At 58.8% G+C, this 24,740-nt stretch carries 29 protein-coding genes and 3 pseudogenes; 11 read left to right on the top strand and 21 right to left on the bottom strand.

Going from position 1 to position 24,740, the window contains the following annotated elements; translation table 11 throughout:
- The first annotated feature begins 14 nt into the window (after positions 1 to 14).
- Positions 15 to 314: pseudogene (locus tag ACVWW6_RS44945) on the top strand (hypothetical protein).
- Positions 311 to 744 (top strand): annotated as a pseudogene (locus ACVWW6_RS44940) (PIN domain-containing protein). Before ACVWW6_RS44945 ends, ACVWW6_RS44940 begins: the two co-directional pseudogenes overlap by 4 nt.
- A gap of 664 nt (positions 745 to 1,408) precedes the next feature.
- Here the strand turns inward: ACVWW6_RS44940 and ACVWW6_RS44935 are convergent.
- The 3 genes and pseudogenes from ACVWW6_RS44935 to ACVWW6_RS44925 form a co-directional block, all read right to left on the bottom strand.
- The gene (locus tag ACVWW6_RS44935; protein ID WP_456683072.1) at positions 1,409 to 2,518 is read right to left on the bottom strand and encodes a pyridoxal phosphate-dependent aminotransferase; all 1,110 of its coding nucleotides are present in this window, start codon (positions 2,516 to 2,518) and stop codon (positions 1,409 to 1,411) included.
- Between the two features lie 280 nt (positions 2,519 to 2,798).
- Positions 2,799 to 3,359, bottom strand: a complete 561-nt coding sequence (locus ACVWW6_RS44930) for a CDP-alcohol phosphatidyltransferase family protein (protein ID WP_456683071.1) — start codon at positions 3,357 to 3,359, stop codon at positions 2,799 to 2,801.
- Positions 3,360 to 3,361: 2 nt separating this feature from the next.
- Positions 3,362 to 3,562: pseudogene (locus tag ACVWW6_RS44925) on the bottom strand (isocitrate lyase/phosphoenolpyruvate mutase family protein); the annotation flags it as partial.
- Positions 3,563 to 4,876: 1,314 nt separating this feature from the next.
- On the opposite strand from ACVWW6_RS44925, the gene ACVWW6_RS44920 reads away from it, so the two are divergent.
- Positions 4,877 to 6,844: an AAA family ATPase gene (locus ACVWW6_RS44920; RefSeq protein WP_456683070.1), complete on the top strand. Its 1,968-nt coding sequence runs from the start codon at positions 4,877 to 4,879 to the stop codon at positions 6,842 to 6,844.
- Between the two features lie 323 nt (positions 6,845 to 7,167).
- Here ACVWW6_RS44920 and ACVWW6_RS44915 read toward each other — a convergent pair whose 3' ends face one another.
- The 8 genes from ACVWW6_RS44915 to ACVWW6_RS44880 form a co-directional block, all read right to left on the bottom strand.
- Positions 7,168 to 7,857: a hypothetical protein gene (locus ACVWW6_RS44915; protein WP_441232600.1), complete on the bottom strand. Its 690-nt coding sequence runs from the start codon at positions 7,855 to 7,857 to the stop codon at positions 7,168 to 7,170.
- Positions 7,848 to 8,606, bottom strand: a complete 759-nt coding sequence (locus ACVWW6_RS44910) for a terminase large subunit domain-containing protein (RefSeq protein ID WP_441232601.1) — start codon at positions 8,604 to 8,606, stop codon at positions 7,848 to 7,850. Before ACVWW6_RS44910 ends, ACVWW6_RS44915 begins: the two co-directional genes overlap by 10 nt.
- Positions 8,600 to 9,229, bottom strand: coding sequence for a hypothetical protein (locus tag ACVWW6_RS44905; RefSeq protein ID WP_441232602.1), 630 nt, complete (start codon positions 9,227 to 9,229; stop codon positions 8,600 to 8,602). Before ACVWW6_RS44905 ends, ACVWW6_RS44910 begins: the two co-directional genes overlap by 7 nt.
- Positions 9,230 to 10,401: 1,172 nt before the next feature.
- Positions 10,402 to 11,874, bottom strand: coding sequence for an AAA family ATPase (locus tag ACVWW6_RS44900; protein WP_441232603.1), 1,473 nt, complete (start codon positions 11,872 to 11,874; stop codon positions 10,402 to 10,404).
- Between the two features lie 139 nt (positions 11,875 to 12,013).
- Positions 12,014 to 12,226 carry a hypothetical protein gene (locus ACVWW6_RS44895; protein WP_456683069.1) on the bottom strand — a complete coding sequence of 71 codons (213 nt, stop codon included), beginning with the start codon at positions 12,224 to 12,226 and terminating at the stop codon, positions 12,014 to 12,016.
- Positions 12,223 to 12,402, bottom strand: coding sequence for a helix-turn-helix domain-containing protein (locus tag ACVWW6_RS44890; protein ID WP_441232604.1), 180 nt, complete (start codon positions 12,400 to 12,402; stop codon positions 12,223 to 12,225). Before ACVWW6_RS44890 ends, ACVWW6_RS44895 begins: the two co-directional genes overlap by 4 nt.
- Positions 12,403 to 12,514: 112 nt before the next feature.
- Positions 12,515 to 12,715, bottom strand: coding sequence for a hypothetical protein (locus ACVWW6_RS44885; protein ID WP_441232605.1), 201 nt, complete (start codon positions 12,713 to 12,715; stop codon positions 12,515 to 12,517).
- A gap of 31 nt (positions 12,716 to 12,746) precedes the next feature.
- Complete coding sequence (locus ACVWW6_RS44880; RefSeq protein WP_456683068.1) at positions 12,747 to 12,962, bottom strand: hypothetical protein; 216 nt, start codon at positions 12,960 to 12,962, stop codon at positions 12,747 to 12,749.
- Between the two features lie 226 nt (positions 12,963 to 13,188).
- Between ACVWW6_RS44880 and ACVWW6_RS44875 the strand changes: the two genes are divergently transcribed.
- From ACVWW6_RS44875 to ACVWW6_RS44855, 5 genes are all read left to right on the top strand, one after another.
- A complete protein-coding gene (locus ACVWW6_RS44875) occupies positions 13,189 to 13,437 on the top strand; it encodes a hypothetical protein (protein WP_441232607.1) in 249 nt (82 codons plus the stop codon).
- A 217-nt stretch (positions 13,438 to 13,654) separates the two neighbouring features.
- Positions 13,655 to 13,837 (top strand): hypothetical protein, encoded by a 183-nt coding sequence (locus tag ACVWW6_RS44870; protein WP_441232608.1) that lies wholly within the window; start codon positions 13,655 to 13,657, stop codon positions 13,835 to 13,837.
- A complete protein-coding gene (locus ACVWW6_RS44865) occupies positions 13,834 to 14,127 on the top strand; it encodes a hypothetical protein (protein WP_441232609.1) in 294 nt (97 codons plus the stop codon). Before ACVWW6_RS44870 ends, ACVWW6_RS44865 begins: the two co-directional genes overlap by 4 nt.
- Before the next feature lie 1,828 nt (positions 14,128 to 15,955).
- The gene (locus tag ACVWW6_RS44860) at positions 15,956 to 16,222 is read left to right on the top strand and encodes a DUF6894 family protein (RefSeq protein ID WP_441232610.1); all 267 of its coding nucleotides are present in this window, start codon (positions 15,956 to 15,958) and stop codon (positions 16,220 to 16,222) included.
- 267 nt (positions 16,223 to 16,489) lie between these two features.
- A complete protein-coding gene (locus tag ACVWW6_RS44855; RefSeq protein WP_441232611.1) occupies positions 16,490 to 16,870 on the top strand; it encodes a hypothetical protein in 381 nt (126 codons plus the stop codon).
- A 39-nt stretch (positions 16,871 to 16,909) separates the two neighbouring features.
- Here ACVWW6_RS44855 and ACVWW6_RS44850 read toward each other — a convergent pair whose 3' ends face one another.
- From ACVWW6_RS44850 to ACVWW6_RS44815, 8 genes are all read right to left on the bottom strand, one after another.
- Positions 16,910 to 17,035: a hypothetical protein gene (locus ACVWW6_RS44850; protein ID WP_441232612.1), complete on the bottom strand. Its 126-nt coding sequence runs from the start codon at positions 17,033 to 17,035 to the stop codon at positions 16,910 to 16,912.
- Positions 17,035 to 17,238, bottom strand: coding sequence for a cold shock domain-containing protein (locus ACVWW6_RS44845; protein ID WP_441232613.1), 204 nt, complete (start codon positions 17,236 to 17,238; stop codon positions 17,035 to 17,037). Before ACVWW6_RS44845 ends, ACVWW6_RS44850 begins: the two co-directional genes overlap by 1 nt.
- Entirely contained in the window at positions 17,235 to 17,528 is a 294-nt protein-coding gene (locus tag ACVWW6_RS44840; RefSeq protein ID WP_441232614.1) for a hypothetical protein, read from the bottom strand. The genes ACVWW6_RS44845 and ACVWW6_RS44840 overlap by 4 nt, the downstream gene beginning before the upstream one ends.
- A 10-nt stretch (positions 17,529 to 17,538) precedes the next feature.
- Positions 17,539 to 17,727, bottom strand: coding sequence for a hypothetical protein (locus ACVWW6_RS44835; protein ID WP_441232615.1), 189 nt, complete (start codon positions 17,725 to 17,727; stop codon positions 17,539 to 17,541).
- Between the two features lie 30 nt (positions 17,728 to 17,757).
- The gene (locus ACVWW6_RS44830; RefSeq protein WP_441232616.1) at positions 17,758 to 18,441 is read right to left on the bottom strand and encodes a hypothetical protein; all 684 of its coding nucleotides are present in this window, start codon (positions 18,439 to 18,441) and stop codon (positions 17,758 to 17,760) included.
- A 49-nt stretch (positions 18,442 to 18,490) separates the two neighbouring features.
- Entirely contained in the window at positions 18,491 to 18,703 is a 213-nt protein-coding gene (locus ACVWW6_RS44825) for a helix-turn-helix transcriptional regulator (RefSeq protein WP_441232617.1), read from the bottom strand.
- Positions 18,704 to 18,782: 79 nt separating this feature from the next.
- Positions 18,783 to 19,058: a hypothetical protein gene (locus ACVWW6_RS44820; RefSeq protein ID WP_441232618.1), complete on the bottom strand. Its 276-nt coding sequence runs from the start codon at positions 19,056 to 19,058 to the stop codon at positions 18,783 to 18,785.
- Entirely contained in the window at positions 19,055 to 20,476 is a 1,422-nt protein-coding gene (locus ACVWW6_RS44815) for a tyrosine-type recombinase/integrase (protein ID WP_441232619.1), read from the bottom strand. Before ACVWW6_RS44815 ends, ACVWW6_RS44820 begins: the two co-directional genes overlap by 4 nt.
- 679 nt (positions 20,477 to 21,155) lie before the next feature.
- Between ACVWW6_RS44815 and ACVWW6_RS44810 the strand changes: the two genes are divergently transcribed.
- The 3 genes from ACVWW6_RS44810 to ACVWW6_RS44800 all read left to right on the top strand — a co-directional run bounded on the left by ACVWW6_RS44810 (position 21,156) and on the right by ACVWW6_RS44800 (position 23,251).
- On the top strand, positions 21,156 to 21,377 hold the full coding sequence (locus ACVWW6_RS44810) for a hypothetical protein (protein WP_456683067.1): 222 nt from the start codon (positions 21,156 to 21,158) through the stop codon (positions 21,375 to 21,377).
- The gene (locus ACVWW6_RS44805) at positions 21,374 to 21,715 is read left to right on the top strand and encodes a hypothetical protein (protein WP_456683066.1); all 342 of its coding nucleotides are present in this window, start codon (positions 21,374 to 21,376) and stop codon (positions 21,713 to 21,715) included. Before ACVWW6_RS44810 ends, ACVWW6_RS44805 begins: the two co-directional genes overlap by 4 nt.
- Before the next feature lie 477 nt (positions 21,716 to 22,192).
- A complete protein-coding gene (locus ACVWW6_RS44800; protein WP_456683065.1) occupies positions 22,193 to 23,251 on the top strand; it encodes a beta family protein in 1,059 nt (352 codons plus the stop codon).
- On the opposite strand, the gene ACVWW6_RS44795 is transcribed toward ACVWW6_RS44800, so the two are convergent.
- Positions 23,248 to 23,973, bottom strand: coding sequence for a sce7726 family protein (locus ACVWW6_RS44795; RefSeq protein WP_456683064.1), 726 nt, complete (start codon positions 23,971 to 23,973; stop codon positions 23,248 to 23,250). The genes ACVWW6_RS44800 and ACVWW6_RS44795 overlap by 4 nt on opposite strands.
- A 279-nt stretch (positions 23,974 to 24,252) precedes the next feature.
- Positions 24,253 to 24,534 (bottom strand): DNA -binding domain-containing protein, encoded by a 282-nt coding sequence (locus tag ACVWW6_RS44790; protein ID WP_456683063.1) that lies wholly within the window; start codon positions 24,532 to 24,534, stop codon positions 24,253 to 24,255.
- Positions 24,535 to 24,740: the final 206 nt, after the last annotated feature.

Below are 24,740 nucleotides of genomic sequence, written 5' to 3'. Positions count from 1 at the left end.
ATGATAAGGAGGCGATCAGTAGCAAGAGCGCACAGAAAAGGGCGATCGAAAATTACCGATCCCGGCTGACGAAGCGCGGCATTGTGCGGTTCGAACTCCAAGCCCTCGAGACCGATCGCGACCTCATCAGAGCGCTTGCGCGCAAGCTGACTGATGAAGGGCCGGAAGCTGGTAATCTCCGGCGCATGGTTTAACAGGCCGTCTCGCCCTCCAAGCCCGGTGGCATCTTGAACGCATTGCGACGCTCGCCACTCGTCGACGCCGATCTCGACCTGACGCGCCCGCGCGAAAAAGGGCGCAAGGTCGATCTGTGACGCGATATCTTCTCGACACAAACATCATCAGTAACGTCGTCAAGCCGCAGCCGTCAGAGTCACTGCTGGCCTGGATGGCAGCGCAACGAGACGAGGATCTATTCATCGCATCACTGACGGTCGCGGAAATCCGGCGCCGCATCCTTGAAAAGCCCCGCGGGAAGAGCAGCACGCTCTCGATGCATGGTTCTCCGGTCCGGAGGGACCTCAGGCCTTGTTCGCGGACCGCATTCTGTCATTCGACGAGAAGGCCGGGCTTATCTGGGCGCGCCTGATGGCGGAGGGCAAAATCGCCGGACAGCCGCGCCGCGGGCTCGACATGATCATCGCGGCCGTTGCGGGAGCCAACGACTGTACCGTTGTAACGAATAACGAGAGAGATTTCACCGGAGTTAAGATCATCAATCCGATGCGCGGACGCACGTCGTGAGCGGCTTTCGGTCCATCAACCTGCAGCTCACTGACGACCTCGTCGACTTTGTCTGAGCTCCTGGCTACGTGTTTGATTTTTCCGACGCTGGCTCCGCCGCTTTCTCTGTCTCGAGCTGAAGGTCAACAGACGATCCCAAACAGGGGCGCGCGGCGGCTCCAAAAGCAAACGCCTGCGCTACTTCGTCCAGAGCTGTGGCTCAAGGTTCGTTTCCGAATATCCTGCAAACGCTTCGGACTGTTCGATTTGGATCGAAAGCTCGTTGATGAGTCCTACGACCCGGTCGCGCGCGCACCGGAATCGAACGGCATCTTGCAAAGCTAGTACGCCGCTACTTCGTCAGTCTGCCCTAAGATCTCGGCGTGCCGCCTAACACGGAGCTCGCAGTCCTTGCTTCGGGAGCGTAACGATTTCCCTCTCCGCCAGGGGGCGCCTTTCGATGCCACGGCCAGGAGTGCGGGACGGAGAGCCGAGGAGTCTCGCTGAACTAATTTAATGATTTACGTCGATCGAGACGGCGAGCTCGATCACTCGGTGGAGCAGTGGAAGCGGCGGAGGCGACGATGCCCCGCTCCGGCGGAGCCGCGGCTGTGCCTTTCGCTCAGTGCTGAAGGAGGTCTCGGGAAGCTGCGCAGGCGAATTCGAAGGCTCGGTACCGGGCGCGCTAATCAGCGACGTCTTTCAGTGCTTCCACCAAGAACTTATTGTCGTCTTCAGTGCGGCTTGCGATGCGCAAGAATCGTTTGCCATTCTGAAGCGTCTTGCCGCCATTGTGCCTGATCAATATCCGTCCATCTTTTAAAAGTTTTGCGGCGATCACGTCCCCATCCGGCCAATGGGGCGGGAGTTCGCAGAACACGAAATTTGCGTCGGGCTTCAGAACTCTCATTCCGTCGATGCTGCGCAGTTCTTCGTATAGTTTGTTCCTGTCGCTGCCCACCCTCATCCAACTCTGCTCTGCCGCGTGCGCAAGGTGAGGAAGCTTGCTTAGAAAAAACTCAGCAAACGTATTGACATTCCACGTGGGGAGGGCGGCTCTAATTTCGTTCATCGTCTTTGCATTTGCCGATGCCGCATACCCGATCCGCAAACCGCATGTCCCGTAAATCTTTCCCAGGCTTTTGAGAACAATCACATTGGGAAATTCGAGCAAGTGATTTTCCAGGCTCGCACTTCGTCCGACTTCACTAAATTCGATGAATGACTCATCGATCAATAGGAGTTGCTGTTGAGCTCGAAGCGCGGAAGCGAGATATAGCAAATCCGCATAGGGAACCATCCGCGACGTTGGATTATTCGGCGATATCACGACCGCGCCGTCGACACCATTTGTACGCGCAAATTCTGCATAGCAGTGCACGTCGAGTTCAAAATCTGGCGCTGGCAGGATAAAGCGTGACAACCGCCCGGGCAAGGCGGTGGTTTCATAAGGATTGAAGGTTGGGACCGGGACCGCAATCCTCATACCCAGTCGACCAAGCAGGATGGGGATCAGTTCAGCCACGCCATTGCAAATGACAAGATTATTCGCCGGAATCTTCACCGCATCCGCAAGAAGCTGAACCATCTGCACATTAGGAGAGGGATAGCAGGTGATAAGCCGCGGTAGAGCGTCCTTAAGTTCGTCAAGGAACGCTTGCGGCGGAAAATAGGGATTCACCAGAAGGACGAAGTCCTTGATGTCATATTTCCAATAGCCGCCGGGGAATCGGTTGATGAGGTCAAAGACGTCGTCCGACCTAAGCGGTACGTTGATTTGTGCTGTGCTGTTCATGAAGTGAGACTAGCTGAAACGTTTCAGGGCTAACGAAAATTCCAAAACGATCGCGTTCTCTCGATTAGCTCACGGCTATAAGCATCGAGGAGCCCGCTTCGCGAAAAGTTGCCCGGCAATAAGACTGGTGCGCGCACACTGCAGTTGGCGAGACTCATCATGTGACCTGCATGGTAAGGAAGCCTGCAACACGCAGCAGCTCACTCGCTGGATCATACTTCCATCCGCGATCAAAAGGACCGACTAGCTAAAGCCACCGATGATGCGACGGCGAAGATGCCTATTGCCGTATACATTGTTGCGCTGAGTGGTGGCACACGAACAGGCGCGACATGCGCCATAGCATAGCGAGCAGCAAGAAGCCAATGTTCACGACGTCAGAAAATGCTTCAGCAGGAATGAGAGGCTTAAGAAGAAATACGAGCGCCAGGAGCGGCACGTCGTAAGACAAGGGAACGCCCAGGAAGCATTCATTGCACGACCTGCCAAAGTTCACAAAGTAGCTAAGCCTTATTGCGCCAGCCACCAGTAGCGCGGTTGCGATCGCAAGGGCGAGAGGTGAGGCTTGGCTGACTTTCACCACAATTACCGCAGGCAGAACGGCTCCATAGACCATATCCGCAAACCCGTCGAGGCTCGCTCCCATTTTTGCAACATCTGGGTCGCGACCCTTGGTACGACCTGCCACATACCCGTCCAGGTGGTCCGATAGAACAGCCCAAAGCGCAACTGCCACAGATAGCTCGAGGTGCTCGGAGAGAGCAAGAAATAGGCTGGTAGAGGAAAAGAGAAGACCTATAATTGTTATGGCGTTCGCTGGATCCCAAAGGTATTTTAGCATCGGACTCTCCGCTCGACGATGTCGACAAGTTGGCTCCGCGATGCTTCGTTGACGTTGCGGGAGCCTAGAGCGCAGGCTATCGATAGGCCCGATGCCCAGAGCCCCTTGAAACCTGTGAGTTCAGCCATTGCTGCGGAGAGGCCGTCATGCGCTTCCATGAGGAACGAGAGTTCGTTGCTGCAGCAGATTTGTGCGCGCAGCATCTTGGTGAGTGTGCAAGCCATGCGTGAAACAGAACCACCGGCGGCAACAGTTTGTCCTGATTGGTCTTGCATGCCGAGTCCTTGCCAGCGCGTTTGATTGGCCGACGTTCATCAGTCGAAAGTGATATGTTTCTGTCGTCGAGATCAATTGCAAGGGTTGGTAGTTGACCGTGCCTCAAGCGCAATAAGGCCATCGATTCCCTTTGCGGAAGTCGATTGGATGGCTGGCCAGGAATAATTTCAGACCTGAGGGATCATGCCGAACGGACCGTCCGGTTCACCCGCTGCAAGTGCGCCTCGCTCGCATCCCATGCCGGCGCGCATGACGACCTCGCCAATGGCAATCTCGATCACCGTGCCCCCACAGACGCCACGATACCCTCGCAACTCGAGACGCGCGGCATCACCAACCGCTTACCTCATGAGTTCGCGTGCTCGTCTCAATTGCATGGCGGAGAACGAATTGTATGCCGAGAAACCGCGCTGTCTCGGGGCGTCTCTCGAAATCTGCTAACCGAGACGGTGGGACCCAATGCGGCCGCGACCTGAAGCGCGCGACCGCGCTGACAGCTCTCTTCTCCGCTTTCAATTCTCGCACGAAACGCACGCCGACTCCCGTCAGGCCGCAAGCTGCTCCTGGGGCAGCCGTGGACCCTTGCGCTCATCCGCGATCAGCGTTCCCATACTTTGGCTGGTTGTGATCTTCGGCATGATCATCCCTGTCGGGAGGACTTTGGCAGGTTCCAGAAAGTTCAACAGAAAAGACCCGATCGGGACGTTTGACACGATATTCCATTGAAATCGCCCGCATCGTCCCGGCACGATTGCGTCCGCTCGCTCGCTTTTGTTGGCGTATTGTAGTGGTGTTGTGTGAGCAAAAGGTTGCACCACGAGGGTCGCGAACCCGATCTCCGATAATCGGTATAATTGCACACTTGATCCCGGACCGCGTGACGTGAGCCTGGGAGACTAGGGGTCGGAGGTTCAAATCCTCTCGCTCCGACCAACACTTAGCCGGATTCCAGGGCATCCGGATTTTCCCAAGGGTAACGGATAGGGTAACGCGATCGTCCCGCGCCGTCCACCGCATTGCAACTGTGGATAGCGGGAGAGCCTCGCTGCAAATTGCCCGACTAAAAGCTCACCATGGCACCATAAGCCAATGATTCCAGCTTTTTGCCTGATGGTGGAGAATTGCCGTGAAGCTCATTCGATTTAAGGTCTCGGATTATCGATCCGTCAGGGACAGCGGATGGATTGATGTAGAGCGGGTCACGGCTCTCATAGGGGTGAACGAGTCGGGTAAAAACCAACTTGTTGCTTCCCCTTTGGAAGTTAAATCCCGCCCGAGAAGGAGAAATCGTTCCAACTTCGGATTATCCTAAGGGGTACTTCGGCGCGGTTCGTGATGACCCTGAATACTACCGCTTTATTGTCGCTGAATTCGAGCTTCCGCCGAATCTCGTCACAAGGCTTGCCGAGATGACTGGCGTTTCCCCGGAGAAGCTCGACGTTGTCCAAGTTGGGCGAAGTTTTGCGAACACAACGGACGTGAGATTTCCCAAGCATGATCCGGTTCGAGAGATCGATACCAGCGGAGTGTCTTCGCTGATAGCGGCCGCAAGGCAAGATTTGTCAGTTGCAACGCCTCGACAGAAGGAAACAAGCCTGCACTCCACCTTGTTGAGTGCAATTCAAGAGGCTGAACAAGCGATTGAATCCAAGGAAAAGCAATCAGGCAAAGATATTGGCAGTCTGGTTTCATCACTGACAGCCTCCGTTCCTGAGTCGGTCGCACCAACAAGTACGATCGTCCCGAGAATGAAGCGGCTCATTGAGGATCTGCAGCACATCCAAGATGATCTGCAGAAGCCGTCTCCGCATCTAGTCGAAGGCGTGCACGACCTCGTCTGGAAAAATGTTCCTAGGTTCGTCTACTATTCAAATTACGGAAATTTAGACTCCGAAATCTACCTGCCTCACGTCGTGGAAAATCTCAAGCGAACTGACCTGGGAGTGAAAGAGGCGGCCAAGGCGCGGACACTTCGCGTCCTCTTCAAGTTCGTAAGACTACAGCCGGAAGAGATTCTTGAACTCGGGCGGGATTTCAAAGAGGCAAATCGGAAGCCGTCCGAAGACGAGATCGCTGAGATCGCAACAAAGAAAAGAGAGCGCACCATTCTTCTGAATTCTGCGGGCACCGAGTTGACCCGAGAATTCCGCGCCTGGTGGAAGCAGGGCGATTACACGTTTGATTTCCAGGCTGACGGAGATCACTTCCGTATTTGGGTTAGCGATTCCAAACGCCCCGAGCGCATCGAGCTTGAAGACCGCAGCAGCGGGCTGCAGTGGTTTTTAAGTTTTTACCTGATTTTCTTAGTAGAAAGCGCTGCCGATCACCGGAACGCTATTCTGCTTCTGGACGAACCGGGCCTTTCATTGCATCCCCTTGCACAACGAGACCTGTCAGCATTCTTCGATAACTTGGCAGGCACAAATCAATTAATCTACACCACGCATTCCCCATTCCTGGTTGAGGCGGACATGCTAGACCGCGTCCGGAAGGTTTTCGTCGCGGACGACGGGTCTACAAAGGCCTCATCAGACCTCCGTCGAGGGAGCGAGGATCCACGAAGTTTAGGAGCTACCTATGCGATCTACTCTTCGCTGAATATGAACGTCGCGGAGAGCATTCTGTATGGTTGTCAGCCCGTCATCGTGGAAGGGCCGTCTGATCAGCATTACCTCACAATGATGAAGACAATTCTGGTCGCAAATGGATCGATTGCGCCGAAGCGCGAAATTGTCTTTCCGCCCTGTCACGGCGCCGGCAACGCGAAGGCCATCGCTAGCATCCTGGCAAGTACTGATGAAAAGCTGCCGCTTGTCTTGTTAGACAGTGACTCGGCAGGCAAGAAGATGGCGCAAGATCTAAAAAACGGGCTGTATCAAGCCGAGAAGGGGCGGATCCTTCAGACTGAAAAATACGTCTCGTTTGCGGAATCGGAGATCGAAGATTTGATTCCATTCCCTTTTATGGTCGAAGTTGTGGACAGATGGGAACGCAAGGCCGACGTACCGTTCGCCGACGTAGCTAAACCGGGCGCACCAATCGTACCCCAGATACAAGCTTGGGCTAAATCTCAATCTGTTGGCCTCAACGACGGCTGGAAGGTATCGCTTTCGCGGGAGGTTAAAAAAAGAGCTTTGGCTAGTCCCACAAGGTTCGATGGGAGCGCAGTCGAGAGCTGGAAAAAGATATTTGAAGACCTGACGAGTTGAGAGGACTTTGCGATGGGTGTTTTAGATGACGTTCGAAAGTGGCTTAACGACGTTCCTCTTTGGAAGGAGCTTGGAACGATACCGGATCGAACGAAAGCACTCGAAGCCAAGGTCGCCGAGCTGGAATCTCAACTGAACGGTAAGCGACCGGGAGATGTCTGCCCATTTTGCGGCGCACGGTCGTGGCGTCTCGATCACGTGGACATGCATGGGCAGCGTGAAGTTTGGAAATGCACGGATGCTGCCTGCGGAAAAACGCGAGAAATTCGCCATGATCTGGCACAGCGGAATCAGCGATCCGGACCAGCCACATGGGGTAAACGCTAGACCAACAACTCGTTGACGCTCATCTCCGGTCCCTGCGTCGCCATCCATAGCGTTATGGCGACTGACAACACCAAGTCGTCATGAGCGCCGACGCGCGCCGCGTAGGTCGTGCGGCCAGCCTCAGAAATCTTCCGTTTGAAGTCCTTCAGTTCTTCCTTGAGCGCCGCGGCATCGTTGGCGGCCGCCGCGATGCGCAGTTCTCCACTGTGCGAATGCGCTTCAAGGTTCGAGATCAGCAAGCCCTTGGGCACGTGCCAGGACTTGCCGCCATGCTGTGTCGCCTCAAGACCGGCCGTGATTGTGATCCGACTTGGCCAAAGGCCGGCAGCATCGAACATATCGCCGACGGGTCGACCGACACCGGTTTCGTCGATTACCAGCTTGGGCCGCAGCGCGTTCAACGGCGGGCGAGCCAACAGGTTGACCACGCGCTGAATCTGTTGCGGGTACGACATGCCGAGCGGCAGGCGCTCCAGATGGCGCACGTCGAAATGCACAACCTTTTTCTGTCGGCGCGTCTGCGTCTTTTCGATCATGTCCCATCCGTCGAGCGGTAACACTCGATGGTTCATGACGCTGATTGCGGTAGGGTCAGTGCTCTGACCAAGGTCGACGCCGACGAACCAGCGGTCGACCGGACGGGCGTAGATGCTACGCCAGCCATCAGCGGTCGTGATCACATCCATAGCGGCCGAACCTCATTGGTGAACATTGCGTCAATGATCGATGTCGAGAACGCGGCGTCTTCGGTGTCGAGGAATTGGCAAAGGTACTCCTCGCGGAATTTGGTCTCGCCCAAGTTCTTGCGCTCGCGTGCGAGGAATTCTGGCGTGATGCGGGGGCACGACCCCAGCTTGACGTGGATGCGGTGCCAGTCGGGATCGCCCGACCGCCACGTCTCATAGAAGACGCCGCGCTTGCCGGCGGGGGTCGAGAGATAGATCAATTGGCCGTTGGCGTTGGTGGCCAGCATCGGGCGAACGGCCGTGATCAGCGCGTCGGAGCACCGGGAGGTCTCGTCGATGATCGCCATGCGGACGTTGGCCAGGCCGCGGAGCGTGTCGCCATCGTTGTCGCCGGGTAGGGCGAGAATGCGAGCCTTGTTCTCAAGCTCGATGCGCCGCGCGGCGTCACCGACCAAGGCCGGCGCGTTCGGGATGCGGCCATACGCCAGGCGGGCGCGGCGCACGAACTCGTCGGACAGGCGCTGCGCTGGCGAGACAATCAGGATCAGGCTTTCTGGCTCGGTGGTGGCGACCGAAAGAGCCTTCATGACCGCGGATTCGGTCTTGCCGTGCTGCCGAGGGATCAGCATAGCGATCTGCGAGGCGGTAGAGCGCACGAAGTCGGCCTGCCAGTCGTCAAGCTCGATATCCGCATCGCGGGCGAGCAGGGCCGGATCCAGCGCGCGGGCCATGTCAGCGGCCATCAGCATGGGGCCGGCACCGGGCAGGGCGGCAGAGTGTTCGGGGTAGCCTCGATGAGCAAGTGCGGCTTGCCGGCGCGCTCCGTGATCGCAGCGGCCGCGTCCTTCTCCATACGGTGGAGGGCCGCACCGACGGCGCGGGCAGCCTCAGGGAAGGGACGCAGGGCGGTGACGATCGCCTGGCGCATAGCCAGGTAATCGGCGCTGATCAGGAGCGATGTTGAGCGCACGTCATGGCGCTGCACGATCATGCCCAAGAGCTTGCCGACGAGGGCCAGGTTGGCGGTGATCGCCCCTTCGGCGCTGATGGCCGCTTTGATGTCGCCGAAGTCGATCGCCGTGGACACATGCTGTTGCAAGCGGGCGCGCTGGTGCACGAGCTGGGACAGCAAGCCTTCCTGCTCACTTGCCTGCAACGCGTCTAGATCGAGCTCGGTGGGCTTCTGTGCGGTCAGGATCGCCGCACGCATTGCCGGGCTGACATGGTTGGCAGCGTGCCGGCCGACCGCATCAGCGCTCAAGTTGAAGCGGCGGGCGAGGGCATTGTGCGCGATGCCGTGCGCAAGTCCAATTTCGATCTGGTGGCGGTGCTTGGAATTGCAGACGCTACACTTCGGGCCGGTCTTGCCCATTACTCAACTCACCTGCGATTTGGCCACGCGGATTCGCGTTTCGATACCCTGATGTTTACCCCAGCATACCAAAGAATCCGTGAATCACCTAAAGTGCTGCAATTAGCGTAACACTGCGTAACGGAGCACTAGTCAGTAGAACTAAAGCGCGTCAACTTGAGCGGGTGAAGTAGCGCGAAACGGTGAGAAAGAGCGCGCGGATTTAAGAACGGGCTCGAAAGCGGCCGGGTACATTTATGGCACTAGATTGCATCCGCAAATTACAGCATGCTGGCCACAGTCGGCAGGGAGAGGCTGAATTATGCTCGGGAAGATTGTGGGTGTGCTTTTGTTTTCTATGATCTGTTTTGAGTGTGCCAATGCGCAGGTATGTGGCAATTCGATAGCGACTCAAGAAATAAGAGTCGTAGGCTCGTGCAGTAACGGAAATCCCATGCTGGGTATAAAAAATAGTACTGCATCTGCGACGAACGTTAAGTATTGCGTAGAACAGCGCGCTCCCGGCTACGCCAGTAGAGACTTCAAGAACGTCTCGGTGGGCCCAGACGCGACCGTCCAACTCGGGTGCAAGGTCGAGAACGGCTATACCCAAAGATTCTCTGTTCATTGGGAAGGGTCCGTTTGTAACCCTCCGATCAATATTACCGACGCTGCCAGCGCGATCGAGATCGTTAACACTGGCGGCGGTCCTTATCTGCTTCGCAACCATCACCACTTTAAATCAGTTCAAGTCTTCTATTATGGTCTAAAGGGTAACTTAGAGAGTATCACTGTTCGACCTCATGACAGCGAAGTGGCGTACGGTCCTCACGCCGGTTCTCCGACTATCACTCAAATAGCTTACACGGTTCCATATCCGGATTCGGCATCTTGCGTGACGCCGTTAGATCAATATCCGTCTCCACTCCCAATCGCGACCTCACGCAAGCGGAGATAAAAGTCCACTAAACGGAATGGACTGATCATTTTCCAGTTCACTTCCACGTTGACTAGCGTTCGTTGGTTCACTGGTTCACCTATAGGGATATGGGTGAACCGAACCAGACGATGATGGGGCATAAATGCCCCCCATCGTATCGTCCGTGGTTCATGGAGTGGTTCAGGTGAACCAGCTTGATATCCAAGAGGTTTTTGCCTCTCTTGGTTCGGTTTTGGTTCGCCCCTTGGTTCGCTCAATTTGCACCTGGAAATCGTGCTGGCGGAAGCGGTGGCTGGTTCAGGGCTGAACCACGCGAATCCATGGCGTTAAGCTCCCGCTCGCCGGCCCCGGTCAACGTCCAACCGCTGCGCTCTGTGCGAATTAGCTTTTGTTGCTCCAGCTTTTGCGCGAGCCGGTACACGCGGCTGTCGCTCATCCCGAGCAGCTTGCCGACATCGCGGCGGCTTTTGCGCGGATGCTGATCGATGGCCTTCAGTAACGCATCCTCGTCCCGCTCGTTCGCCCGCTCACGCTCCACGATGCCGATATCCGAGACCGGTCGCGCAACGACGGTCGGAATGGCACGCCCCTTGGTGTCCCGTAGCTTAGGGTGCTGCACGGTCACCAACTCGAAATGGACCGGCTCGAACGAAGGGCCGCGGAACTTGCCGAGGGCTTCGAAGGCGATCACTTGGCCGTTCCGCCGCAGCGCCACGTTGCCGTCAACCTCATTTAGAAACGCCCCGCCGCCCTTTGGGATCAGGTCGTCATCGGCCGCGCGCTTGGTCGGATGCGCCAGAGCGAGCACGCACGGCCCGCCGGGCAGGTTCGTCATGGAGCGCAGCAATCGCGCATAGTTGCCCATCTGAACGTTATCGTTATCGTCGTCGCCCTCGAAATACGCGGCGACCGTGTCGACGATGACCAGGGTGGGTTGCAGTTTCTTCGCTGCCACCTCGGCTTCGATGTTCGCGACGTTCTCCGAAATCTTCACCACACCGTTGATGAAATGCACGTCCACGGTCTCCGGGTCGATTCCCATCTCTTGGGTCACGCCGAGCCACCGCGCCTGCACGTCCGTCGGGTTCTCGCCGGCCGCGTAAATCACCGTGCCCCTTTCCACTTCGATGTTCCCGATCGAACGTCCCGTCGCTACGTGTGCGGCGAGACGCATGGCCGCTGCGGTCTTGCCGCCCCCTGTCTTGGCGGTCATCGAGTAGCAAAACCGCCGCTGAAAGATCCGGTCGACGACATAATCAGGCGGCACAAAATCGCGGACGAATTGGCCCGACGACTGAATCAAGTTGGTGGGTGCGGGCTGTTTCGGGAAAGGGACGATCGTCACAGGCTGCAACTCCGCGAAGTTGGGGATGTAGATTTTTCCATATTTGGAATTCCAGGCGTCGACCTGCTCTTGTGTCGCCTGTCCGTTGAACGCCAGCCACTGCGCCTTCGCGGTGTCGGCGAGCGCGCGCTGTGTGACCACGGCGGCATCGATCTCTGCCCGGACGTGCTTCAACGATTTGGTGAATTTGATTGGCTTGGACGGTGCGTCCCACCAATCGGGGCGGTGCGGCCGTTCGGTGGGTGTCGGCCGATGTGCGCGCTTGCGCTTGGCAAAGTGCCGTGCCGATGGCGATCCGTTTTCGCGCTTGGCCGCCATCATCCGCGTGAGCGCGGCTTCACCAGCGGGCGATAGAACAATTTCAATCTCGTTCGTTAACATCGTCGGGGACTCCTTGCTTTGGAGCTCCGAAACCAAAATCTGATTGCAAAAAACGCGAAACGTGCTAGGTAAAGGCCGCCAAGCAATTTACCGAGACGTTCCGCGGCCCTGCGATCAATCTTGATCCGGGGCCGTTTCGTTATGTCGGCCAACCGGTCGGCGGCGGAAGCTGCTTGGGTGACCAAGGGAGCGGATGGCTCCGGCAGAACTCAAGCCAGTCGAGATTTTCGACCAGCTCCTTGCAGCGCGTCCGCCACGCCATCGGCTCGACAACGATTTCCTGACGATAGCGTTCGATGTGCTCTCGGAGCAGGGTATAGGCATGCTCACAGGCTTGGTTTAGCTCGGTCATAACGCACCGGTCACGGTTGACTCGTGTGCCGCCAGCCAGTCGGCCGCGGCAGCCTCACTGATGCGGGTGCATTTCCCGATCTTCACGACGCGCGGCCCTTTGCCTTCCGCGCACCGCCGGTAAAACGTGGCCCGGTGGATACGATACCGCCGGCAGAACTCCTCGACTGTCAGCATGGGAATTACTCCGTGTTGAACGCAAAAAATCCCGCCGCAGGCAATCAAGCCTTTGGCAGGTTCGTCGACAGTTCAATGATGCGCTCGATTCCCTTAATCGTCGCTTAACGTCTCAGGTCGTCGCAGTTTTGTACAGCTTTCGAAAGCCCCACATATCGAGGCGTCCGTGCTCGGGAGTGTCGACGTACTCGATCCGGACATCGCTCCTTTCGAGGTTTTCGGCCGTAGCGAGAGCCTCGGCGGCGGTTTCCTTCTCGATGATGAAGGCCTTTTTGTCGTAGTCGGTGTATCGGCATCCGATGGTATACGTCACATGATCCTCCTTGCGCGTGTTGGCGCTATGATCATTCACAACAGATCGCCGGCAGCCATTTACCAGGATAGGCCGCGATCGCGCGGATCTGGTTGGCCGGAACGCCAAGCCCCACAAGCGCAATCATGAGTTCGACACGGCTTCCGCCGCCAGCGAATTTCTCGACGGCGGTCTCGTAAATATCCAAGTCGGCAATAGTGCGCAGCGCAACGGCGCCAGGATAGCTCGCGCGGATCGTCTGAATCATGGTGATGCAAGCCCCTGTGTGATTCCCCGCAAGCATGGAACCACAAACGAGAGGCGGCGGCAACAGATATTTCGGATTAATGGAATTTGTCAACACTGCATGTTGACCGTCAACGAAGGCTGCTGCTTTTACTAGTGATCTTGACCAATCGGCTGTGTCGGGGCGTCCGCTCGCCGACAATATCCAGCGAATGGTCATACGACCGGATTTGCTTATTCTCTGATCCATGACCCAAGCAGAGAACCGAGCGGCCGCGAACGCCTGGCACGAGGAAAGGCGGCGCCAGCGCGACGCGGAAGCGCGGGTTAAAGCGGTCGAGGCTGAGTTGGTCGAATTGGATCGGCTTCGCAGCTACCTGATCAGGGAACGGACGGCTGGCTACACGCGTCGACTGATCGACGCGATCGGCGACTATGTCGAGCAGATCACCGGGGACCCGACCAGGCTGCACGCCAAGAACCACAGCATCGGATGAGTTAGGCCAGCGCGGGTGAACCGGCGGGCCCCACTGCGCCGACGTTTAAAGACGGCCCCGGCCGCGGAGGCTTTTGGGGGGGCATGGGCCGGGGCCGCTGGAGGTGCTCGGACCTTGCGCAGGTCCGGCCCACTCATCCTAGGAAAATTCGGCAATCAGCTCTGTTCGCTTCCGCACCTTGGCTATACGGTTCCCGTCTGGGAACGGAGTAGCTGCAATGAAAGACATGCAGGCTCAGTTGGAAAAGCTCCGCACAGAGGCGGCCGAGTGCGCTCTCATCCGCGATCTGGCGACTGACCCGAAGAAACGAGAGCTTTTCACGAGGCTGGCCGATCACCTGACGGTTCTCGCGTCAGAAGTTGAACGCGCAATCGCGGACAGTGTGAAGCACACCGGATGAAGACAGGCTGGCGGCGGCCTTTCGAGGATCCGATCAGGATAGGCGATCGCACTTTGGCCACGCTCCGCGATGCTGGCGAGTACATCGCCGGGCTACCGAAGAAGGAGCACGATGCGCCGGAATGGCTGGCAGCGATGGAGGCTTTGCTCCTGGTGCTCGAGCGTGGCGGCCCGACGATTTTCGCCCGGATCGGCATCATGCGGGCGCTGAACCGACACTACGTCCCGGGGTTCAACCCCAAGGGAAAAGAGCCGCATTGGGGCGGGCGTAAGCTGAAGAGGGATCAATAAGAGGCCGCCTCAGTTGGCGGCCTTACAACGTCAGGATCAGCCAGACGATTAGGCCGGTGTTGATGGCGCCTACCGCGACAATGCCCGTCTGAATAAGTCGCTCGATCACGATGCACCCTCCACAATCTAGACGGGTAAGCATGCGTCCGGTTGGAATTGGCGTCTATGCAAATCGTGCCAAGACCGGGAAATTTCGGTAATATATAGTGGCGTGTTCCGCCCGTGAATACACCTCATGGTTGCTCAAGAATAAAGCAGGCCATCTTTCCGCGAAAAGGCGCCGGCCGCAGAGCAGCGCCTGCGGCCGCACGATCGCTCCAGTGGACTAACCCGCCAGCCTGAACCGCGTGATTTGTGACGCGGTCCAATGGGAAAAGCCGCAGCGTGGTTCCAGCCCCACTGCGGCCATCCCGGACAAAGTAGAAATCGGTACTTAAATCGCCGGTGTTCTTTCAATAAAGCACCCCGTTCCGAAAATGGATTCCGTGAAAATACCGGCTCGCCAAGCTCGAGATTGCAGTTAGAGCGCGAACATGGCACGGGCTTGCATTCCAGCCCCGATGCTCCCGGCTGCCGATCCAATTGCGGACTAGAGCGCCGGGAGTGCTAGGCCCGCCAGCAGTGACCCTTCATCGCCATCGCAGAGGTTACGCGCGACCGCCGGGCGGATAGGATCGAGAGAACATCCCCTCTCGCGTGATCCGATTGTACTGGAATGCGCAGCCATGGGCGCGAGCGAAAGCTTCGGCCTCCGCAATGGCGATAGCACCTGTCCCGCCGAATGCGCGTTCGACGTATCGCTCTCCGACTCTTAACCCTTGCTCCATCCCCAGGCCATCCAACCCTGCTGCGAGCCGGGTCAAAATCTCCTTGCGCGTCTCCATGGGAAAAGCTTGCAGCCGGGATGATGAACGGCGGCTGACTGAGCGCGGCTCCCGGAATATCGGCCGCAGGCGCCGTCTCTAGACAGCTCCCGCGGCCGGCACCGCGACGTTACGCACGATCGACGCGGCGCGCCGGGGTGCTAGCACAAAGGCCCGCCAGTGTGATCCGGCGGGTTCGAAAAACCTTTCCCTGGGGATAGGAACGTTGGTTGTGTATTGCCAAGTTTTCCCGGTGCCCTTCCCCAAGGGCACTCGCTAGCCCCAGCTCGCCCTGACCCCGCCAGGCATTTAAGGGGCGTAGCCCGTTATACGTGGCGATGCAGTCCCCAAAAGGCGATCAGCACAAGAGCCGCCGCCCCAATTCCCAGTAAAAGGAGAATGGCTTCCAGCATGACGAATCAAGCTCCGCCGTTGCTGAAAGATACACCTTTGCAAGCGTCTCTGGCACTGCCCTTGCTGATGCTTAGCTGCTGGGGATTTCACAGGCCCAGATTGAAACAGGGCGCCGCCGAGACGGCGTATTTCGGAGCTCCGGCGGCGTATCTTTTAGGGACTAGCGGCACAACCGCCGACGAGCATAGTGCGGAATTTTTTGATGATGGTCCGCTTACCCATAATCGTGGTCATCTCGCCCGCCGGGGAAAGGTCATACTGGGTTGCAGCGGTCGAGCCTGAGAAGGCGGCCGAAGCGGTCGCGCGGGTCGTCGGCGACGGGCACAACACGAGGCTCTTGCAGCACCGCCTGCGCGTGAAATCAGATGCGCTTCGACCAGGCGAAGTCCGCCGGCTCGGGTTCTGACCAGAATCCTACCCATTAAGGGTATTCATCTCCCTCAAAAGAGCCGCCGTCCGGGTTCCACCGTCGGCCTATTGATCTGGGCATCCACATTGGCGGAGTGAGATCGGGCGCTCTCGCTGCGGTCCATTGCAGGGGAGTCGTGCGGATGACCCGCTTCTTCTTCCACGCTCACGGCGGCATTTCCGTGTTCGATGACGTCGGGCTAGACCTTCCAGATATCGACGCAGCGCAAAAAGCGGCGATCGAATTGATCCGCCAAATTCTCAACGAGGAACCAGATGGACCGTTTTGGCAGGACCTTAACTGGCGCGTTGAGGTTACTGATAGCCCCGGAATCGGCGGCCAGACTTTCCTGATCGTTCAGTTTTTGATCACGCGCACAGCGATCAACCCTACCGCGGTAGCCGGCTGAAGTTCTGGATCAAGGGGTCGCCGCCCAAAGACGGACATCAAGTCCGCACGAGAGCATTCCGACGAGAACAAAGGCCGCAGGCGCCGCCTATGACAGCTCCTGCGGCCGGTGCCGCGACGTTCCGCACGATCGGCGCGGCACTCCAAGACGCTAACACATAGGCCCGCCAGCGCGAACCGGCGGGTCGCCAATTGCGTTGAACCGAATAGACGCGTCGGCCGACCAATCGATTGGTGTCCAGCGGATCGCCTTATAATGAGGTGCCCGATGTCAAAGGCAACAGAACTTGCCGACCGCGCCCGCGCGTTTGAAAAGCGCGCTGAGAGGGCGATCGATCGTTCCTCACGACAACACTATCGTGAGATGGCGGCTCACTACCGTGTACTTTCCATCGAGCATCTCGAAGCTGAACAGCTGCAAAAGCGCTCCCCGGCTGAATTCGCGCGGCAGGCGATGAGGAGCGGCCCGCCCTCGTTTTACAATGCCGATAGGCCGGCCTACATGCGCGCTATGGCGGCGGGCATAGTGCTCTGCGTCGCTTTTGTCGCGATCAGCTTTTCACTGCGACCGCAGCCGGCTGATGATCGCGTGCTGGTAAAGGCGGACCGCCTGGTGCGGACCGCCGGCGATCTGCCTAAGGCGAAATAAACGCGCCCCATGACCGTTATGAAATTGCGGCGCGCGCCCTTAATGGACTTCGATCTTGTCCAGAGGAAGGTGCAGCTCGGTTGCTCGTTCAGCCGTCACGCTGCGGACACCGCGTAGCAGCTCGGTTTCGAAGTCGCGAATGATCTCTTTGAGTGCGTCGGTCATCAAACCAGCCTGACCTTGGTAGCCATAGGCTTGCCGGTTCGCTCGTTGATTCCGATGTCAAATCCCACATGCGTGCCAACTTCGAGCCTGGTCGTGCCGCGCGGAAGCGCCGAAGCGTGGCAAAAAATGTCGTGCCCGTCGACGCGCAGGAATCCGAACCCGCGGTCGTCGTTCCAGTTCTTTACTTCGCCGATTTTTGTCATGATACCGACACCTGCATATAGCCAGTCTTGGCGGTGACTCTCACGACGACCCGGCCTTTGTCGGGGACGGGTCCTAAGGACGCTTGGCCGTTCGCGGGGACGGGGATCTGCTGTGCGGCGAAGCTTTGACCCATCGAATCAACAGCGAGTTCGCCGGTGTCGTTGCTTGACCTCGAATAGACTACGACACGCTCTCCTTGGAGCAGTTCGATGGAAACTGAGTCACCGGCATTGACGGTCTGCGGAACGTCCTGCCGGCGGCGAGTTAAGCTGCTTTCAAAATACTGCATGTTTCGGCCTTCACGGATTGCCCGGCTTTTTCCAAGGCTGGTTGATGCCGAGCGCTTGCTCAAGCGGCCCCGGCAGAGGCTGCTTAACCGGCGGTGCTTGGCGGGGATCGGTGGGCTGGACAACGCGGAAATCGCTAACCGGCTGCAATGCTTCGGTCACCTGCTTTGCCGCGGAGTCCGCGTCGAGTTTCTTGATCATTTGGAATGTCCTCTTTGTCAGGTTGACTGGTTACGCCGCGGCGAGTTCGGTTTCCCGCTCGACGTCAGCTTGGATGTGGCGTTGATCTGGAACGCTCTGGTTCAGGAAGTCGTTGAGCGCGTGCACATTCGGCAGCTCGGCGAGATCGCGCATAGCGTCGGCAGCCGCGGCCGTTGCGTTGGTCAGGAGCTGCACGGCGGCGCGTTCGCGCTCCAACTCGTCGAGCTTGCCGGGGTGGACAATGTTGATTGCCCGGGTGCGCGCCGCTTCGGCGATCTCGCGATCCGCGCCGACGAGTTCAGGCGCTTCGAGAAGCGTCTGCAAATAGAGCAGCGACATAGTCGGAACCAACGCCTTGAGTTCCTTCGCGGACTTCGGCAGGCGGTCACGAACCTGGCTGCGGAGCACCGCGCCGGCTGCGTCGGTCTTGTCGATCGCGGGCAGTTCGAGCTTGGCGCGCTTCTCGTCGATCCGCTCATTGAGCCGCGACGCGAACGCCTTGGCGCGGATCACTTTCCAAGAGATCGTTTTTGCCTCATCGCGGGCTTTCTTGGTTCTGCCCTGCGCGCTGAGATCCGTGTTGCCGCGGACTTTGGCGGTGGTCGCCATGAGGTCCCGATGCAGTTCGATGAGGCGGTCGAACGCGGTGCGCACAGTGACGTTCGGGATGCCTGCGGCCTGATCTTTGAGTATGGAAAAATAAGGTTCGTTCATTTGGGTGATGACCTATGTTGCGGATTTGCGTTTATGTTGATTGTCAACATCAAGCGGCGATGGGCTGACGACGCGCGACGATGCTGCGCTCCCAAGCGGCGAGTTCACCGAGACGCCAAAAGCGACGCTTTGCGATATAGAGCGGGCGAGGGAAGTCGGGATCGTCTTTCAGACGACGCTCAACCCACATATGGCTCACGTTGCCGTAACGGGCGCGGAGCTGCGACGTGGGGATCAGGGCGTTGGGATCGTCAGCGGACATCGTGACCTCATTTGTTGGTCACAAAATCGCACGATCCGTGATGGAATGCGCCGACAGCTATTTCTCGATTTAGCAGCAGTTAATTATCGTCAGGGCCGCCTTCGTAGTGACCAATTGGTCCGCGCTTGCGCGCCCGTCGCAACCACTCGGCTAAGCTATTCTCTTTAACTTCGAATTCGGCTGCAGCCTTCTCCAGTGCGGCAGCGCGAGACGCGCCTTCGCGCACGAGGATCCAATACCTGTTCGCTGCCGGCCAGTGCTTGTCGTACTTCCCGACCTGTAACCACTCGTCGCCCTTTAGAGGGTGCGGCACGATGATGTTTTGCGGGGGGCGTCCTGCGCGTCGCTTGCTCATGCCGGCTCCCTCTGAAAAGCGATCACGTTGCTCGCCGGTCGGTTGTTCACCAGATCGTCCACATATCGCGCCCAAGCGGTGAACGCCTGCGTCTTTTCGCGCAGGTACTTGTGTCTCGCGTAGACCCTGGCCACACCGCGGATGCTGCCTGACGAATGGTTGACGCAGGCCTCTGCGATCTCGATTGAGAACCCAAGCGCCTGTAGGCCGGAATAGAACGTCCGGCGGAGATCGTGCAGTGTCCAAGGCTCTATGGTGGCGTCCGGATCGGTCTTGCGCAGTTCCGCAAGCATCGCTTCGTCAAAGCGCTTCTTGGCCTTCGATAACCCGCTGATCGGCGTTTCGCCGGTCGTCGTAAAGAGAAGGCCCTTTCCTTTGATGGTGGGAAGGGATTTCAGCAGATCGGCGGCCTGCGGGCTCAGCGGGACGAGGTGTTCGCGCCCGTTTTTCGTTCGCTCTTTCGGGATTGTCCATAACGGCTCACACCATCGACCGCCATCGTCGAGCACGATCGGAGCGCCGCGAAGGTCCAGTTCTGACCGCGGCAGCTCGCGCAGCTCGTCGCGTCGTTGCCCGAGCAGGATCAAGGATTGGACGAGGCGTCCGAAAGGGTAGCCCTCCCGGTCGGCGACTTTCCAGGCAGCAACCAGTTCGGCGGCCGTCAGCTTGCGCTCGCGCTCGGTTTCATGGGCAAAAGCGTCAAGGGAGGCGACTGGCGAGGACTCGCGCATGTCGCGATCGACGCACCAATCGAAGAACGTCTTGAGATTGGTCAGTGTGCGGTTGGCTGTCACGCCGCGGCCGGAGTCGACAAGAGCGTCGAGCAGCGTGATCGCGTCGTGCTTGGCGATAGAGGCGAGCGTGCGGCCTGACCATTTGCCGAGCACGCCGTTCCCGGTCTTTTCCCATTCGCCCGGATTCTCGGGATCTGGCTTCAGGCCGAAATAGTGGGCCGTGAGCAGGCGAGTCGATTCCCGGAGCCCTTGGCGCTTGCGGCCTTTATACCGCTTCAGGAACTCGATCATGGCAGCGTCGATCGTGTCGTCGCGGACCGCCTCCCGCTTGGCCTCCGCCTTTTCCTGGCGGCGCACATGCGTCGGGTCGATCCCGCGCCGGACGTCCTCCGCGGCGGCCGTGGCCAACATACGGGCTTGGCCGGGCGTCAGGGGGTGACCGACTTGCGGTTGAGCCGGGGAGGGTGTGAGCGCCAGCGGCCCGAGGGTGAGCTTCTTGGGCGCGCGCTGGCCGACATCGTCGCGCTCGACCGGCGAGCGGAAGCGAAAGACCCAGGATTTGATGCCAGAGGGGTGCACCACCAGAAACAGGCCGGCGGCGCCGCCGTCGGATTTCTCGTAGCGCACCGCGCGCGGCTTAAGCTGCTCGATTGCGAGGCTGGATAGCGCCCTAGTCTTAGCCATGCCGTTACCCCAAGGTGCTGTGGGGTAACGTCTCGATGCCGTTAGCGGCTGTTACCCTGCGTTGATAACATGCGCTCTAAAACGTCAAAAATCAATGAAAAACAGCCGTTTGATGCGGGTAGGACGTTCAGTATCGTTATGCTCTGTTACGGTATCACCTTCGTCTGGGAGACTAGGGGTCGGAGGTTCAAATCACTCGCTCCGACCAAATTAAGAATATAAATCAACATCTTACGCGACTGGCCTTTTGGGGCCCGTTTTGCCGTCGGCATTGTGTAAGCACGGTGTCAGCACCGACTGTGACCGATTTCCCCGAGGGCTCGGAATGTTCGACGTGGAAAACGGCAACGGGAGCGTGCCCGGCCGATGACGACGCGTGTAGTGTCGCCCCCCACAACCGGGGGAAACCAATGGCGCGGACGAAGGTCAGCGAGGATCAGTTTCAGGTCGACGGAAACGAAGTCACCCACACACCGACCAACGCCCGCTGGTCGGCGTACCCCGGCCGCCCGGAGCCGTCCGTCTATTCTCCCGCTGGGAAGCGTCCTTCCGAACGGTGACGACTACTGGCGCGGAGACGTCGAACCGATCGCCCTGAAGCTTCTCGCTGAGAGGCCATGGGACATCAGAACAACCATGATCCCGCGGCCCGCTGATCGCTTCGTCTAAAGGGGACAGAATGAACCGGCTACAGAAATTCGTCGAGCGAGGCGCCTTTGGAGAAGGTCCCGGCCGCGCCGCGTACGTGCTTGACCCGACGAACCTCCCCGAACCGAGCTGCGGTTTCGAGTGGCGCGTTGTCGCCGACTTCCTGCCCGGCGATGCCATCCTCGCGGAACCCAGGCTGAAGGAAGTCTTCGAGGCCGCGCTGAAGCGCGGCTGGGCAGTGGTCGCACGATGAAGACCGACCGCTTTTCCTATGAGACGTCCCGATGGTCGGCAGGGCAGCCAGAGCAGACGAAGCGCTATTTCGAGGAACTGGAAATGATGGGCCCGCAGAACGTTCGGGCGAGATTGGCACAAACGGACGCCGGTTCGCGTGGGGCGTTTTCGATCGGCTCAATCCAGATGAGTTATCGGCTTCGCGCAGGAATGGCTCGCGTGGCACGATCGCCGGCGAGAAGCTTTGGAAGCCGCGCGCCACAATCGACAAGTCTTCTGGACGCGCTTTGCTGCCTTGGCCGCGGCGGTCGCAGCGGCAAGCGGAGCGATCGGCTGGACCTGGACGATTATTCATAAAGCCGGGTCGTGAGGCGTTCCAAAGTTGGTTGGCAAATCTGAAAATTCTGGGTGCTGGGGCGACTGAGAAGTGTCACTGAAACCACCGGACCTGAGTGAACACACATGGCTGGGCGCCACGATCGGCGTCGGCGGACTTCTGTGTGGCATCGTCAGCGTGGCTGCAATTATCTGGAGCAGCCCCGTTATCCTACTAGGCATCGCAGCAGGCGCGGGGTGGGTCCTCAGTATCGTTTTCGCCGTGCTCTACGCCTCCCAGCGGCGGTCGACGATCAACCTCCATTCCGAGATAGACCGTCGCCTTGCGGTCTTTGAGACCGACTTAGCCGTAGCACGCAACCAAGCCGCCGAGTGGAGCGCCACCGCGAACAACGTCTCAGAAACTGTTCGCGTCGTGCTTGATCTTGTCGGAGCAGCGCCGACAGCTCCGCAACGGCGCCGCCCTCGTTCTAAGAAGGCAGATCAGGAAGAGACAACATGACCCCAGAAGATTTGGACAAAATCCAGTACTTGCCCAGCATCCGCTCGCGACAAGCCGAGCTGCGGGGGTATGGCCAACTCCGCGAAGCCACAAGGACCCTGCTACGGCCCCTGATTTCTCTCGGCAAGCTAGGGAAGGTAGATCAGCCCGAGCGGCTCATGGAGACTGTCCGTGAAACTATCGGCCAAGAGGGCTTCGTTGACCTCAACACCAACCCGGGTCAGACCTGCGCAGGATTTGAGCGCCTCTGTGATCCCACAGGCAATTATGCCGCTTGGCGCGCTCTCTTCGATGGCGATGCAGCCTTAATCCCGGTCGCCCTGCTGCGCGACAATGTCACCGAGCGGCCCTTCGTCCGCCAAGTCCTCCAGATCGAGCGCGATCACAGCGTGGTGGCCATCCGGTCTAGGCGGCCAGCTCAGGACCTTTCAATGTTACAGGCGGCTCTCTCGGCCGTAGACGACGTCAACAACTTACTGGTTGTGCTCGACTTCGGTTACGTCCGTCCGTCACTTGCTGCAAAGGAGCAGGAAGCGCTAAGGGTCATTTCCGCACTCCGCACAATCGACGAGACCACGCGGATCGTCGTCATGGGTTCAAGCTTTCCAAAGTCTGTTTCGGCGTTCGGTGACAGTCGCGGGACCTTGGATATCATCGAGCGCGATCTACACGCCCGCATAGGCGGCGATGATGTCGCGATCTACGGTGATCACGCGTCAATTTATCCAGAGCCGTTCGAGCCTCAGATCAGCCGGTTTGTCCCCCGTATCGATTATTGCCTTGAGGAGGCGTGGCTCTATGAGCGACGACGGGCTGATGATGGAGGGTATGTTGCTTGTGCGCGTAGCATCGTTGCCTCGCCCGACTGGGAGGAAAGCTTCGCTGGCGTTGCTTGGGGTGCAGACATGATCCGCCAGACATCGCAGGATGGAGCTGTGCCTGCCGGCTTTAATGCGCCATCAAACTGGATAGCCGCTCGTGTGAACATGCACATCGAGCGACAGGTCGACGTCGCCGGCCGGCAGCCGGAAGATGAGTTTGAGGACGAGGACTAGGCGCGACGGCGCCGCTTGAGAACTCGGCCGGCGGGAGCCTCGACGAGCAAAGGATGCCCCTCGGCCAGCTCCACTTCCGGCAGCTCGTACTGAGGTGCGTCATCCGTCGAGGCCACGGTCTTCCGATCGAACCGGCGCAGCGCGTGCACCGCATCAAACGTTCCTACCCGAGCTTGCTTTTCAATGAATATCTGATGGCTGCACCGATATCTGCGCTTCACCGCATCACGCGCAGCATTAGCAAGGTCAGTGACGGGGAAGTCGCGGGCAATACCCTCAAGCGCGGCGCGCGGTGCGTCCTTGATCTGTTTGACGCCGTTGCAAGCTAAGAAGCAGCGGAGGTCTGTTGCCGTCATCAAGGACAGAGCCGGATCCGTTTTTAACGGCATGACCTTGGGGCGGATGCGCTCCTTGAGCTGACCCGGCTCTTCCTCGACCCACAAGCCAACACCATCGGGAACCAGCTTCTTGGCCTGCTCCTCGAAACGAGCAGCCACGACGACCACGAGTTTTTCAAAGTGCGTTGCAAAGGTGGCCAGCTGTCCTGGCAGTCGCGACAATCGATCGACTTCTGACTTGATCTCGAACGCCCACAGCTTGCCGTTGGCCAGCACGATGTCCGCGCGCCGCGTCCAGTTAGCGACGGTCATTTCCGAAATTAGCACCGAATTGGCGTCAACATGCCGCCCATCAAGCAGTCGGTCTATCACCGCTGCCTTCATCCGCGTCTCAGCTCGGGGTGGGCCGACCATCATGGGAACTCAACGGGGCTCCGGTAAAAAAGTTCTTAACCTGAAGCCTCATCTAGGATTTTCGCCCAATATGCAAGCGCTCTGGTGGGGGAGGGGCGACAGACACGTTGTGGCCAGGGCGGAATGCTGGCCGCCCTAGCGTCCGACGACTATCAAGGCCCTCAGCCGAAGGGAGCGGCAGATGCTGGCGGCGGCGGCTTTACCCGCCGCCGGCCATCTGGTCGGGAGAGGCTGCCTGCGTTCTCGCCGTTACAGGGCCTTCGAAGGCCCGCCGCGCAGCAGTTGGCGATATCCGCCGTTGGCCATCCATAGTGCACGCTCAAGATGGCTTTCAAACGCCCGCCGCGCGCGCTCGGGCCGGCGGTCCGGGTCAATGTGCAACACGATCCGTGACACCTCGCGCCAGTCAGCGCCTTCGGCATTGGCGTCCAGCAGGCGCCAATACGTGATCGTGTGCTCTTCATCGTACGCGGTAAGGTCGGCGCCGGAGGGCGCCAGATCGGCTACAACTGGATTGAGCAGAGGCGGCATTGGCTTCCTGCGATCATTGGTTGTGGCGCCGGGATATTTCCCGGTGTTTGTGTCGGCAGCGTGACCGGTGCAGAGGTGCCAACCGGAACGATCTTGGCTATGTCCTTCCGAAGCCGAGTACGTAGCGGCTTGCTGGACGGCGACCGAGGATCGAATGATTGAAATGATAGGAACGTCAGGCGCAGAGAGCTGGCCCCGCAAATTCG

Source organism: Bradyrhizobium sp. USDA 3311 (assembly GCF_054062495.1).
This window is presented reverse-complemented; position numbering and strand designations above follow the sequence as displayed.